The sequence below is a fragment of the Saccharopolyspora gregorii genome (genome assembly GCF_024734405.1).
GTDB classification, from domain to species: Bacteria; Actinomycetota; Actinomycetes; order Mycobacteriales; family Pseudonocardiaceae; genus Saccharopolyspora_C; species Saccharopolyspora_C gregorii.
This window is the reverse complement of the sequence record NZ_CP059556.1, coordinates 2,513,932-2,526,301: the sequence shown is the minus strand read 5'-3', so window position 1 is coordinate 2,526,301 and position 12,370 is coordinate 2,513,932. Positions and strand designations below refer to the sequence as shown.

The following is a 12,370-nucleotide window of genomic DNA, read 5'->3' as shown; positions in this document are numbered from 1 at the left end:
GCGCCACCGGATCGACATCGATGATCGTTTTCAACTGGTTCGGACGTGCGGTCCCGCCGGAAGGGGCGGGGAGAGGTGCGCGCTAGCCGTCCGCGGGTGCCGCGCGCAGCACGGCGCCGTGCGTGAGCGCCGGATCCACGTCGTGGTCCAGCCCGGCGATCTCGATCGCCAGCACTCCGGTGACCGGTGCTTCCCGCACCCGGAAACCGGGGGCGTCGCCGACGAGGGCGCGGAACGCGGGCAGGTCCCGCGCCCGCACGCCCACCTCGACGGTGCGCAGCGCGGTGGCCCCGTTCGGGTGCGCCACGGCGGGCGGGTGCTGCGGCGGGTCGTACGGGGTGACCAGGAACGGCAGCCGGTCGTTGCGCGGGTAGGCGAAGGAGAACTCGGTGCGCGCCCCGTCCGGGCGCCGCCGCTTCCAGCGCACGGCGCGCCCGCTGGGCACCCCGGCTCGGGCGAGCGCGGCGAGGCGTCCGGCGAACCCGTCGCGGGGGGTCAGCACGGCGACGTCGCAGAAGCCCTCGGCCTGGCGCGCCCAGCGCACCATGCGCTTCCCCGCGCCGCGGCCGAAGAACAGCTCCAGCGGCAGCCGGAACCACCGCGCACCGCGCGGCGTGGTGAGCAGTTCGACGATCGGGCCGTCCGGGAACCACACGTGCGCGTGCAGCGCCCGCTCCTCGGCGGTCGCGAAGTCGACCTGGAACCCGGCGGCGCGGAAGTCCGCGACCGCGGCCGCGAGGTCGTCGACCCGCAGCAGCACGTGACTGCACCGGGCGCTCATCGGACCAGCTCCCGCCGGTCGACGACGGGCGGTTCCCCGGGCCGGACCACCTCGGGCATGCCGAGCTTCGCGGTGAGGTCGGCCCAGGCCGTCGCCACCGACAGCGCCCACTGCCCGGCGGCGGTGCGGCGGGCGGGTCGATCGATGTCCGCGCGCAACCGCAGCAGCGAGGCCCGCACCGCGCCGGGCCACAGCCGCGCGAACACGTCGTGGAAGGTGCCGGGCGCCTCCTGCAACACCGAGGTGCTGGGCACCGCGAGCCGTTCGGTGCCCGGCCCGGCGAGCACGAGCCTGCCGGTCTCGTCGCGCGGCGAGTGCAGCCGCGGGTTCCACAGCACCGGTCCGTGCGTGTCGGCCAGTTCCAGCACTCCCGCGTCGGTGCCGACCGAGATCCGGTGCAGCAGGTGCGAGTGGTTGTCCGGGTCGTCCGGGTGCACCTGGTTCTGCACCCGCAGCGTCACCGGCAGGCCACCGACCACGGCGTGCAGCGCGCGGAACGGTTGCGGTTCCGCCGCGAGCGCCGCGAGCCGCTCGGGCACCGGATCGCAGTCGCCGAACGCCCACGGCCGCAGCGCGCCCGCGACCCGGCCGAGCACGTCGAGCAGCGGGAGCAGGACCTGGCTGTTGCAGGCGGCGTCGACGAACCGCAGCGGGTGCTCGGCGCGCAGCCGGGCCACCGCGTCCAGGAAGGTCCGCACCGGCTCGATGTCGTGGTAGAGCGTGTTCACCGCGTACGCGGCACCGCCGTCCCGGGCGGCCCGCAGGTTCTGCGCGATCTCCTCGGCGTGCACCGGGTGTTCCTGCAGCACGTGGGTGCCGCGGCGCAGGAACTCCCGCGCCAGCTCCGATCCGGTGCCGCCGGTGGCGCCGGAGCGCACCACGACGCAGACCACGTCCACGTCCGCGGGGACCTCGCGCGGGTCCGCGTAGGACGGGACGCCGCGCTCCGCGGCGAGCGCGCGGGAGAACGCGCTGCCCTGGGACAGGATTCCGGCCAGTTCGAAGGATTCCGGGTCCGAGCGCACCGCGTCCAGGTAGATCCGCCCGAACGCGGTGCCCGCGACCACGATCCGCAGCGGCCGCGCCCCCGTCACGGGGTCACCGCCGGTTCCGCGGCGGGCACCAGGTGGCGGCAGACGCTGCGCAGCTTCTCGCGGGTCTCCTCCAGCTCCCGGTCCGGGTCGGAGTCCGCGACCACGCCCGCGCCCGCGCGCAGCCAGGTGCGGCCGTCCTTGCGGTAGACGCTGCGCAGCACCAGGGCCGCGTCCAGCTCGTCGCCGTCCACGGCGACGACCGCGCCGCTGTAGAGGCCGCGCTCCTCGCGCTCCAGCCGCCGGATCAGCGCCCCGGCCGGTTCCTTGGGGATGCCGGAGGCCGTGACGGCGGGGAACAGCGCGGCCAGCGCGTCCCACGCATCGGCGTCGGCGCGCAGCACGCCGCTGAGCTCGGAGGCCAGGTGCTGCACGCTGCCGCGCTCCGCCACGTGCATGAACTCCGCGACGCGCACCGAGCCGGGCGCGCACACGCCGTCGAGCTCCTGCGCCGCGAGCCGCACCGAGATCGCGTGCTCGTAGACCTCCTTGGCGTCCCGGTAGAGCTCGGCGCGCAACGCACCGTCCACTTCGGAATCTCCTGCCAGCGCGCGGGTTCCGGCCAGCGGTTGGGTGGTGACGACGCGGCCGGGACCGACCTTCGCGACGATCTCCGGGCTGTACCCGGCCGCCTCCCAGCCGCCGAGGCGGAGCAGGAACGAGCGCGCCGGGGTGTTCGCGCGGCGCCCGGCGAGGTAGGTGGCGGCGAGGTCGATCTCGCCGGGCACCGGGACCGGGCGGGACAGGATCACCTTGTCCAGCCGGCCGGCGCGGATCTCGGCGACCGCGTCGCGGACGCCCGCGCGGTACTCCTCGGCGCCGTGCTCCAGCAGGTCGGCGTCCGCCGAGACGGGCTCGGCCGCGGTCGCCGCCCGCAACCTCCGTTCGAGCCGGTCGAGCTCGGCGGCGTCGGCGGCGCGCAGCAGCGCGGTCCCGCCGTCGACGACGACCTCCCGCTCCGGCACCAGGAACCAGGCGAGCACGTCCTCGGCGGCGACCGCGTCGCGGTGGGCCTGCGAGAGCTCGAAGCTCACCCAGCCGCACGCCCGCGGCCCGCCCGGCGCCTCCGCTCCGCCGAGCGAGCGCAGCGCGTCGCCCGCCGCGGCGAGCGGGTGCGTCCGCAGCGGGAACTCGGTGCGCCGCGCACCGCGCACGAGGGTCGCGCCGGTCGCGCGGACCTGGACTTCGGCCTGCCGCCCCTCGGCCCACCGGATCGCACCGCCGTGCTCGTAGAGCACGTGCTGGTCGGCCGACTCCGCGCAGAGCCCGGCGGTCGCGGCGAGCGCGTCGCCGTCGAACTGGATGCGGCGTTCCACCGCACCGCCAACGGAGGTCATCTGATCGTCTCCCACTTTCCCGTGCTTGATCGCGATCGCGCACGGCCCCAGTTGCGGGCGGCACCGATCGGCGCCACCCGGCTTAGTGAATCCACGGCGCACGGATCACGTTCCGTCACACCATCCCAGTTAACTTAGGTTAGGCTAACTAGAGTTGATCGCGCCCGCAAGCGCGCTCCGCCTCATCGCCGCGCCGTGCGCGACCACCATCTAAGACGCTGTTGAAAATGATTGTCAATGCGGTTAGCGCTGAGTGTTGCAGCACAGGAGCTCATGGACTGATCGGAGCAGCGGGAGATCGAGCATCGGGCGCAACGATCGCGTGACGCAGCTCTCGAAGATCCGCCGACCACCCGACCGGACGCCGAGCGATCACCCGAAGTGACCAGGGGCTCGACCGGCCGGGCCCGGCGGCGCGATCGCCCGCTGTGGACGATGCGGGCGGAACCCCGCCGCAGCGGTGAGATCGGCGGCACCGGATGCCACCGCACCGCGGAACATCGGTAGTTTTCCCGCGAGGAGCCGTTCCGCACCCAGCGGAACCCGGCCCCCGGAAGGCCGCCGGGAACGCGCCCGGCCGGCCCCACCGCCGACCCGCCCCGGACGTGCCATGCCGATGCCGCTCCTCGCCGCCGCCGCGCCCATCCTCGTCGTGCTGCTCCTGCTGGCGGTGCGGATCCCGTCGCCGTGGGCCGGAGCCACCGGGCTGGTCGTCGCCGTCCTCGCCGCGGCGCTCGCGTTCCCCCTCGACGCGGCCGGGATGGCGGCTTCGGCGCGGGAGATGGCGCCCACCGTCGTCGAGGTCGCCGTGATCCTGCTCGGCGGCGTCGGGCTCGCCGAGGCCATGCGGCGCGGCGGAGCGCAGGACCGGATCGCCGACTGGCTCGACGGCGCCGAACGCGGCGCGGACCGGACGGTCACCCTGCTGCTGCTGGTGTTCGGGCTGACGCCGTTCATGGAATCCGTCACCGGGTTCGGCCTCGGCGTGGTGATCACCGCTCCCCTGCTGGTCCGGCTCGGACTGCCCCCGGTGAAGGCGGTGGTCTCCGGACTGCTCGGGCTGGTGCTGGTGCCGTGGGGCTCGCTCGGCCCCGGCACGCTGGTCGCCGCGCAGCTCGGCGGGGTCGGCTCCGGGGAGCTCGGCCTGTGGTCGGCGCTGCTGACGCTGCCGGTCCTGGTCGTGGCCGCGAGCGCCGTGCTCGCCCTCGACGTCGGCCGCCCGGCGCCGCGGCAGCTGCTGCTGGCGGCCGCGGTGGTGCTCGTGGAGTGGGTGGCGCTGATCGCGGTGAACCTGGTGCTGTTCCCGCCCGCGGGCGCGCTGGCCTCGGCGGTGGTGGTCGCGGGACTGCTCGCGCTGACCCGCGCCGCGAACGGCCCGCTGCCCGCGGTGGACCGGGCGCTCGCGCTCGCGCTGCTGCCGTACTTCGTGCTGGTCGGCGGCATCTTCGCCGCCACCGGGGTGGTGGCGCTGCTCGGCGCGAGCGGTCCGGCCGCGGTGCTGGCGAATCCGGCGGTGTGGCTGCTGATCGCCGCGGCCGTCGCCGTCGCCGCGCTCGACCTCCCGGCAGCGGACCGGTGGCGGGTGATCGGCTCCGCCGTGCGCCGGTGGGTGCCGATCGCGGGCGGCGCCGTGCTGTTCATGGTGCTCGGCATCGTCATGGCCGCCACCGGCATGGCCGAGCACCTGGCGGCCTCGGCCGCGCGCGCCGGGTACGGGTTCGTCGCCGCGATCCCCGCGATCGGGGCGTTCGGCGGCTACCTCACCGGGTCCAACACCGGGGCGGCGGCGATGTTCTCGGCCGCCACCGCGACCGCGTCCGCCGGCCTGGGGGCGACGCCGCTGATCGCGCTGGCGGGGCAGAACGTGGCGGGTTCGTTCGCGATCATCGCGTCCCCGCCGCGGATCGCGCTGGCCGCCGCCGTCGCCTTGCCGCCGGGGGAACGGCTGCCCGGTTCGGCGCACCGCGTCCTCGCCGGAGCCGCCGCCACGTCCGCGGTGCTGCTCGGAGCCCTCACCCTCCTCCTCGCCTGACCACGCCGTCGATCCGCTCCTGCCGCGGCCCGGTGCGGGAACCCCACCGCCCGCCGTCGGACCCGACCGGGAGCGCACGCGGTGAGTTCCGCCGCCCCAGTGCGACGCGGCAGAAGTGGAAGGTCAGCCGGCTCGGTTCCTGCGGTGCAGCACGAACCAGGCGGAGCCGGCCACGGCCAGCACGACCAGCACCACCGCCCAGTCGGGAACGGCCCCGGACAGCTCCAGCACCCGGCCTTCGAGCCGCGCCTGGTCGGAGGCGCCGAGCACGCCACCCACGCTCGTCGTCCCCCGGGTGACCAGCATCAGCACCCCGACGGCCGCGGTCAGCACCCCGCCGACCACCCCGGTCCAGGTGTTCTCCCAGCGCCCGATCCGCACCTGCCGCGGGCGCACCAGGCCGCGCACGAACGGCAACCGGTCCCACAGCAGGCTCAGCACCAGCAGCGGCAGCGCCATCCCGGCGGCGAACACCAGCAGCACGACCCCGCCGCGCAGCGCGTTCCCGGACACCGCGGCGAACGTCAGCACCGCCCCGAGCAACGGCCCGGCGCACACCCCGGCCAGCCCGTAGATCGTGCCGAGCGCGTACACCGAGGCCGTCGAGGTGCCCGCCGAGCGCTGCGTCCTGCTCAGCATCGGCAGCGGCACGTCCAGCAGCATCAGCACCCCGAGCACGATCACCACGACGGCCGCCACGCCGACGAAGGCGTCCCGGTACTCGTTCACGAACGCGCCGAGCGTCCCGGCCAGCACGCCCAGCGGCACCAGCGTGGTGATCAGCCCGAGGTAGAAGACCCCGGTGCGCGCGAGCAGCGCGCCGGGCGCGGTGAAGGCGTAGGAGAAGAACGCGGGCAGCAGCATCACCGAGCACGGGCTCAGCAGGGTCAGCACCCCGCCGACGAACGCGCCGAGCAGTCCGAGTTCCACGCGCCCTACTCCCCGCCGGCGAGCGCGGCGTCCACGAACTCGCGGAAGTTCTCGATCGGCTGCGCACCGGAGAGCGCCGAGTTGCCGATGGCGAAGAACGGGACGCTGTTCACGCCGAGGCGTTGCGCGTCACCGGTGCTCTGCCGCACCGCCTCCAGCAGCCGCGGGTCGTCGAGGTCGGCGGTGAACTTCGCGAGGTCGGGCACGCCGATCTCCTGCGCGAACCCGATCAGCCGGTCGCGCGGGAGGTCGGGGTGCCCGGATTCGGGGGCGGCCCGGTACACGGCGCCGAGGTATTCGGGGAACATGCCCTGGTTCCCCGCGGCGCGGGCGGCGACGGCGGCGGTGGCCGACTGCTCGCCGAAGAAGGAGACGTCGCGGATCTCGATGCGCAGCTTGCCCGAGTCCACGTACTCGCGGACGAGCGCGGGCAGCGTGTCCCGGTTGAACACGGCGCAGTACGGGCAGCGCAGGTCGGTCCACTCGACCAGCACGACCGGGGCGTCGGCGTCGCCGATGGCCATCGGGTCGTGCGGGTCGCGCAGCTCGACGCCCGCCTGCTGCGGCGGGGAGGCCGCACCGCCGTCGGCGCTCGGCGCTGGCTGCCCGGTGGAGAGCTGGGCGGCCACCACCACGAGCAGGAACGCGGACAGGGCCGCGAGCACGACGTTGATGATCTTGGAACGGCGGTACTTCGCCTCCAGATCGTCCGGGCGATCGGCGGGTCGATTCGTCACCGAACTAGGATACATGTTGCATCCCAACGGCCTGCGGGCCTGCTTGGGAGGATGGGGCGATCGGGGGCGACGACGAGAGGCGGCACGATGGCCAGGACCACGCTCGACGAGGGCTCCGCGAACGAGCGCTCCTACCGGCACGTCCGGCAGGGCATCCTCACCGGGCGCTTCCCCGGCGGCACGATGCTCAGCGAGGCGACGCTCGCCGCCGAGCTGGCGGTGAGCCGCACGCCCGTGCGGGCCGCGCTGGTCCGGCTCCAGGAGGAGGGCTGGGTGACGATCTACCCCAAGCGCGGCGCCCTCGTGCAGACCCTCAGCGACCGCGCCGTCCGCGAACTCGCCGAAGCCAAGGCGATGCTCGAATCGGGCGCGGTGCGCGCCGCCCGCCCGCGCGCGCTCACCGCGCTCGCCGTCGAGATGCGCCCGGACCTGCTGCGGCAGCAGGAAGTCCTCGACGCCGGGGACCTGACCGCGTTCGTGGAGCTAAGCATCGCGTTCCACCGGTCCTTCATCGCGGCCGCGGGCAACGAGGTGGTGCTGGAGCTCTACGACCGGCTCGCCGATCGGCAGCGCTTCCTGCTGTTCAGCTACGGGCGGCGGCTGCTGGACCGCGCCGCCGCGATCGTCGAGGAGCACGGGCTGCTGCTGGACGCCGCCGCATCGGGGGACGGCGACGCGTTCGCGGCGACCCTGCGCGACCACCTCACCAAGAGCTACGGCGACGCCACCGACCCGCGCTCGTCGTGAGCACCCCCACCGCACGACCCGGAACCGAGGAGGGCGCGTGACCGCAGCCGATCCGATGTGGACGCTCCGGCGCCGGACGAGCGAGAAGTGGCGCACGCACGGCCCGGACGTGCTGCCGATGTTCGTCGCCGAGATGGACTTCCCGCTCGCACCCGCGATCAAGTCCGCGCTGCTGGCCGCGGTGGAGGCGGGCGACACCGGCTACGTCGACCCGCACGACACCCGGGCCGCCGAGGCCTTCGCCTCCTACGCGGCCGACACCTGGGGCTGGGAGCCCGCACCGGAGCGGATGAGCTGCACCACCGACGTCAGCGTCGTCATCGTCGAATCGTTGCGGCGCCTCATCTCGCCCGGCGACGGCGTGATCGTCAACCCGCCGATCTACCCGCCGTTCTTCGACCTGGTGCCCGAAGCCGGCGGCTCGGTGGTGGAGGTGCCGCTGCGCGACGACGGCGAACACCACGAGCTCGACCTGGCCGGCATCGACCGGGCGCTGGCCGCGGGAGCGCGGGCCGTGCTGCTGTGCAACCCGCACAACCCGGTCGGGCTGGTGCACCCGCGCGAGGTGCTGGCGGAGCTCTCCCGCATCGTCGCCCGCCACGACGCGGTGGTGGTCAGCGACGAGATCCACGCGCCGCTGACCCACCACGGCCACGAGTTCACGCCGTACCTGACCGTCTCGGACGAGGCCCGCGAGCACGGCATCGCCGCGGAGTCCGGCAGCAAGGCGTTCAACCTCGCCGGGCTCAAGGCCGCGCTGTTCGTCGCCGAGTCCGAGCGGATGACCGGGCTGGTCCGCAGCCTGCCGGCGGAGGTCACCTTCCGGGCGGGGCTGCTCGGGCTGATGGCGACGCGCGAGGGCTTCCGCCGCGGCCGGGACTGGCTCGACGCCACGATCACCGCCGTGGAGCACAACTTCGCGCTGCTGCAGGAACAGCTCGCGGCGAAGCTGCCCGGGGTGCGGCTGCGCAGGCCCGCGGCGAGCTACCTGGCGTGGCTGGACATGCGCGCGCTCGGCTGGGGCGACGACCCGGCGGCGCACGCGCTGGAACACGCGGGGGTCGCGCTCTCCAGCGGACCGGCGTTCGGCTCGCCGGGCGCCGGGTTCGCCCGCATGAACCTGGCCTGCTCCCCCGACACCGTCATCGAGGCGGTGGATCGGCTGGCCCGCGCGAACCGCTGAACCGCTAGTCCACGGAGGACAGGTGGCCGCAGGTCGGCCGAGACCGTCCACTGCGGACAGACCGAGCACCGCTACCCGAACCCGCGGACCGAACGGATCAGAGCTCGCACTGGAACCAGTGCTCGTCCCGGAAGTCCCCGGGCGCCACCTGGAGCGCGGCCGGGAAGCGGCCGACCTCGGCCCAGCCCTGGCGGCGGTAGAACTCGGGCAGGTGGGTGCCGCCGCGGGTGGCGAGCACGAGCTGCCGGAAACCGAGGTCGCGGGCGCGCTCGACCGCGCGGGCCAGCAGGCGGCGCCCGATCCCGCCGCGCTGCCGCCCGGGGTGCACGATCAGCTTCCGCACTTCCGCGCGGTGGCGGAACACCTGCCCCTCCTTCCCGCGGACCAGCACCATCCCCACCAGGAGCCCGCCGTCGCGTTCGACCAGCAGCTCCTGCCGCCCGGATCCGACGTCGCGCAGTTCGCCGGCCGCCGCCTCCGCGATGAGTTCCGCGGGGGCGTCCACGGGGAATCCGATGGCGCCGCCTGCGCGCACCACGGCCCGCCACAGGTCGGATACCTCGGCCGTCGTGGGGAACTCCGCCCGCCCACTGCTTGACCTCGCCATGCCACCACCCGGGCCCGGCCGGCGTCGCGCTGGACCGCGCGGTGGCCGCGGGCGAAGCCGGGGACAACGCGGGAATGAGCCTCGCCAACCGCGAGTTCCACCGCCACCTCTACGCGGGCTGCGGGAACGCGCTCCTCGTGGACACCCTCGACGGGCTCAAGGACCAGACCGCGCTGGTCAGCGTCTCCGGCTGGCGCACGGCGGGCGGGTGGCGGACCGAAGCCGACGAGCACCGCGGCATCCTCGACGCCGCCGAACGCGGCGACGCCGACGCGGTCGCCACCGCACTGCGCGCCCACATCGCCGAGTTCGTCGAGCGCGTCATGCCGCACCTCACCGGCGCGGCCGAACCCGCGGACGGTGACACCGCCGCGGGCTGACCGCCACCCCCGCACGTCCGACACCACCACCGCGCAGCGACATCCGGCTGCGCGGGCGATCAACGACGTCCTCACCCGACTCCTCCGAGGAGAAGCATGGAACTCGACGAGATCCGGCGCCGGCTCGCCGACGTCATCGCGATCATCCCGACCCCGTTCACCGGGGACGGCACCATCGACGTGCCGAACACCGAACGCGCGGTGCAACGGCTGCTCGACGGCGGCGTGCGGGTGCTCACCGTCAACGGCAACACCGGCGAGTTCTACACGCTCTCGCCCGCCGAGACGCGCGCCCTGGTCGACCTCACCGCCGCGGCCGCCCGGCCGGACACGCTGCTCATCGCCGGAGTCGGGTTCGACGCGGTCACCGCGATCGACGCCGCCCGCTACGCGCGGGATCGCGGGGCCGCCGCGGTGATGGTGCACCAGCCGGTGCACCCCTACGTCTCCCGGCAGGGCTGGATCGACTACCACCGGGCGATCGCGTCCGCGGTGCCCGACCTCGGGGTGCTGCCGTACGTGCGGACGCCGCGGATCGAGGCGGCCGACTTCATCGCGCTCGCCGACTCCTGCCCGAACGTCGTCGGCGTCAAGTACGCGCTGCCCGACCCGACCCGGTTCGCCGCGGTGGCGCGGGTCGCCGGGATCGACCGGTTCACCTGGATCGCGGGCCTCGCCGAACTGTCCGCCCCCGCCTACGCGGCGGTCGGCGCGACCGGTTTCACCTCCGGCCTGGCCACCATCGCCCCGTCCCTCTCGCTGCGGATGCGGGCCGCACTGTCCACAGGGGACTTCCCGGCGGCGATGCGGGTGTGGGACCAGGTGCGGGAGTTCGAAGAACTGCGCGCGGCGGACGCCGGTGCCGACAACGTCAGCGTGATCAAGGAGGCGCTGCACCAGATCGGCCTCGGCAGGCCCGACGTGCGGCCACCGGCCTCCCGGATCGAACCGGCGGCGCGGGACGCGGTCGCGAAGATCCTCGCCACCTGGGACGTCCGATGAGCGCGGCGGCGGGCGCGCACCCGCTGCCCAGCGTCGACCCGCGCACCGGCGAGGCCACCCGCACCGACCTGCTGCCGACCGGTACCGCCGAGGTCGCCGCGCACTGCGCCCGCGCCACCACGGCCACCGAGGAACTGGAGCGGATCGGCCGCGCCGGGCGAGCCGCCGTGCTGCGCGCCATGGCCGACGACCTGGAGGCCGCCCGCGAGGAGGTGGTCGCCACCGCCGACCGGGAGACCGCGCTCGGGCGCCCGCGACTGGACGGGGAGCTGAACCGGACCGCCTACCAGCTGCGGTTCTTCGCCGAGGTCGTCGAGGACGGCGCCTACCTGGAGGCCGTCGTCGACCACCCCGGGGACACGCCGATGGGCCCGCGCCCGGACCTGCGCCGGATGCTGGTGCCGACCGGGCCGGTCGCCGTGTTCGGCGCCAGCAACTTCCCGCTCGCCTTCTCGGTGCCCGGCGGGGACACCGCGGCCGCGCTCGCCGCGGGCTGCGCCGTCGTGGTCAAGGCGCACGGCAGCCACCCGCTCACCTCCGCGCTGTGCGGGCGCATCCTCGCCGCCGCCGCGGCCCGCGCGGGCGCCCCGGAGGGCACGATCTCCGTGGTGTTCGGCCGGGAGGCCGGGACGGCGCTGGTCACCGATCCGGCGATCACCGCGGTCTCCTTCACCGGCGGGCACGCCGGGGCGACCGCGCTGCGCGGGCTGATCGCGCAGCGCCCGGATCCGATCCCGTTCTTCGGCGAGCTGGGCAGCGTGAACCCGCTCGTGGTCACCGCCGCCGGTGCCGCCGAGCGCGCCGCGGAGATCGGGCGCGGCCTGGTCGGCTCGTTCACCCTGGGCGGCGGGCAGTTCTGCACCAAACCGGGCCTGGTGCTGGTCCCCGCCGGAGCGGACGGCGACCGGCTGGTCGAGTCCGCCGCAGCGGCCCTCGCCGAGGTGCCCGCTCCGGCACTGCTCAACGCGGGCATCGCCGAGTCCTACGCGGCCGGGGTCGCCGCGCTCGGCGGACGCCACCTGATCACCGCCACCGCCGAACCCGGCGCGGGTTTCGAGGTGCGGCCGACCGCGGTGCTGGTCGACGCCGACGACCTCGACGCCGCGCTGCTGGAGGAGCTGTTCGGGCCGATCGCGGTCCTCGTGCGGTACGCCCCCGAGCAGCTGACCGGCCTGCTCGACCGGCTGCCCGGCTCGCTCGTCGCCACCGTGCACGGAGGTGCCGCCGACGACCCCGAGCGCGACCGCGCCGTCGCGGCCCTGCGCGGCCGCACCGGACGGCTGCTCTTCGACGGCTACCCCACCGGCGTCGCCGTCGCGTGGGCCCAGCAGCACGGCGGGCCGTGGCCCGCCACCGACACCCAGCACACCTCCGTGGGTGCCACCGCGATCCGCCGGTTCCTGCACCCGATCGCTTGGCAGAACGCGCCCGAGGCGTCGCTGCCACCGGAACTGCGGGACGGGCCCTCCCCCGTTCCCCGCCGCGTCGACGGGATCGCGGTTCCGGCCAGCCCGTGACGCCCACCGCACCACCCGCGCGCCGG

General features: G+C 75.0%; 12 protein-coding genes. 6 read left to right on the top strand and 6 right to left on the bottom strand.

What is annotated here, in order from left to right:
* Positions 1–82: 82 nt before the first annotated feature.
* From H1226_RS10895 to H1226_RS10885, 3 genes are read right to left on the bottom strand one after another with little or no spacing between them, the layout of a single operon-like run.
* Positions 83–781, bottom strand: a complete 699-nt coding sequence (locus tag H1226_RS10895) for a VOC family protein (protein ID WP_224965846.1) — start codon at positions 779–781, stop codon at positions 83–85.
* Positions 778–1,875, bottom strand: a complete 1,098-nt coding sequence (locus tag H1226_RS10890; protein ID WP_258348881.1) for a Gfo/Idh/MocA family oxidoreductase — start codon at positions 1,873–1,875, stop codon at positions 778–780. The genes H1226_RS10895 and H1226_RS10890 overlap by 4 nt, the downstream gene beginning before the upstream one ends.
* A complete protein-coding gene (locus H1226_RS10885) occupies positions 1,872–3,209 on the bottom strand; it encodes a salicylate synthase (RefSeq protein ID WP_258348880.1) in 1,338 nt (445 codons plus the stop codon). The genes H1226_RS10890 and H1226_RS10885 overlap by 4 nt, the downstream gene beginning before the upstream one ends.
* A 610-nt stretch (positions 3,210–3,819) precedes the next feature.
* On the opposite strand from H1226_RS10885, the gene H1226_RS10880 reads away from it, so the two are divergent.
* The gene (locus H1226_RS10880) at positions 3,820–5,241 is read left to right on the top strand and encodes an L-lactate permease (RefSeq protein ID WP_258348879.1); all 1,422 of its coding nucleotides are present in this window, start codon (positions 3,820–3,822) and stop codon (positions 5,239–5,241) included.
* A 123-nt stretch (positions 5,242–5,364) separates the two neighbouring features.
* Here the strand turns inward: H1226_RS10880 and H1226_RS10875 are convergent, their stop codons facing one another.
* Together H1226_RS10875 and H1226_RS10870 are read right to left on the bottom strand one after the other, a co-directional pair.
* Entirely contained in the window at positions 5,365–6,171 is an 807-nt protein-coding gene (locus H1226_RS10875; protein WP_258348878.1) for a cytochrome c biogenesis CcdA family protein, read from the bottom strand.
* Positions 6,172–6,176: 5 nt separating this feature from the next.
* Positions 6,177–6,908 carry a DsbA family protein gene (locus H1226_RS10870; RefSeq protein WP_258348877.1) on the bottom strand — a complete coding sequence of 244 codons (732 nt, stop codon included), beginning with the start codon at positions 6,906–6,908 and terminating at the stop codon, positions 6,177–6,179.
* A gap of 87 nt (positions 6,909–6,995) precedes the next feature.
* Here H1226_RS10870 and H1226_RS10865 point away from each other — a divergent pair, with 87 nt between their 5' ends.
* Positions 6,996–7,655, top strand: a complete 660-nt coding sequence (locus tag H1226_RS10865) for a GntR family transcriptional regulator (protein ID WP_225043555.1) — start codon at positions 6,996–6,998, stop codon at positions 7,653–7,655.
* 37 nt (positions 7,656–7,692) lie between these two features.
* Positions 7,693–8,838: a MalY/PatB family protein gene (locus tag H1226_RS10860; protein ID WP_258348876.1), complete on the top strand. Its 1,146-nt coding sequence runs from the start codon at positions 7,693–7,695 to the stop codon at positions 8,836–8,838.
* A gap of 97 nt (positions 8,839–8,935) precedes the next feature.
* On the opposite strand, the gene H1226_RS10855 is transcribed toward H1226_RS10860, so the two are convergent.
* Positions 8,936–9,445, bottom strand: coding sequence for a GNAT family N-acetyltransferase (locus H1226_RS10855; RefSeq protein WP_258348875.1), 510 nt, complete (start codon positions 9,443–9,445; stop codon positions 8,936–8,938).
* Here H1226_RS10855 and H1226_RS10850 point away from each other — a divergent pair.
* From H1226_RS10850 to H1226_RS10840, 3 genes are all read left to right on the top strand, one after another.
* Positions 9,433–9,825: a GntR family transcriptional regulator gene (locus H1226_RS10850; RefSeq protein ID WP_258348874.1), complete on the top strand. Its 393-nt coding sequence runs from the start codon at positions 9,433–9,435 to the stop codon at positions 9,823–9,825. The two genes, H1226_RS10855 and H1226_RS10850, sit on opposite strands and share 13 nt — an antisense overlap.
* Positions 9,826–9,921: 96 nt before the next feature.
* A complete protein-coding gene (locus H1226_RS10845; protein ID WP_258348873.1) occupies positions 9,922–10,827 on the top strand; it encodes a dihydrodipicolinate synthase family protein in 906 nt (301 codons plus the stop codon).
* On the top strand, positions 10,824–12,344 hold the full coding sequence (locus tag H1226_RS10840) for an aldehyde dehydrogenase family protein (RefSeq protein ID WP_258348872.1): 1,521 nt from the start codon (positions 10,824–10,826) through the stop codon (positions 12,342–12,344). The genes H1226_RS10845 and H1226_RS10840 overlap by 4 nt, the downstream gene beginning before the upstream one ends.
* Positions 12,345–12,370 lie beyond the last annotated feature (26 nt).

Bases quoted from the DNA above. Each gene is read 5' to 3' on its own strand.
- H1226_RS10895 (WP_224965846.1), bottom strand. From the start codon at position 781: ATGAGCGCCCGGTGCAGTCACGTGCTGCTGCGGGTCGACGACCTCGCG.
- H1226_RS10885 (WP_258348880.1), bottom strand. From the start codon at position 3,209: ATGACCTCCGTTGGCGGTGCGGTGGAACGCCGCATCCAGTTCGACGGC.
- H1226_RS10880 (WP_258348879.1), top strand. From the start codon at position 3,820: ATGCCGATGCCGCTCCTCGCCGCCGCCGCGCCCATCCTCGTCGTGCTG.
- H1226_RS10865 (WP_225043555.1), top strand. From the start codon at position 6,996: ATGGCCAGGACCACGCTCGACGAGGGCTCCGCGAACGAGCGCTCCTAC.
- H1226_RS10855 (WP_258348875.1), bottom strand. From the start codon at position 9,445: ATGGCGAGGTCAAGCAGTGGGCGGGCGGAGTTCCCCACGACGGCCGAG.
- H1226_RS10845 (WP_258348873.1), top strand. From the start codon at position 9,922: ATGGAACTCGACGAGATCCGGCGCCGGCTCGCCGACGTCATCGCGATC.
- H1226_RS10840 (WP_258348872.1), top strand. From the start codon at position 10,824: ATGAGCGCGGCGGCGGGCGCGCACCCGCTGCCCAGCGTCGACCCGCGC.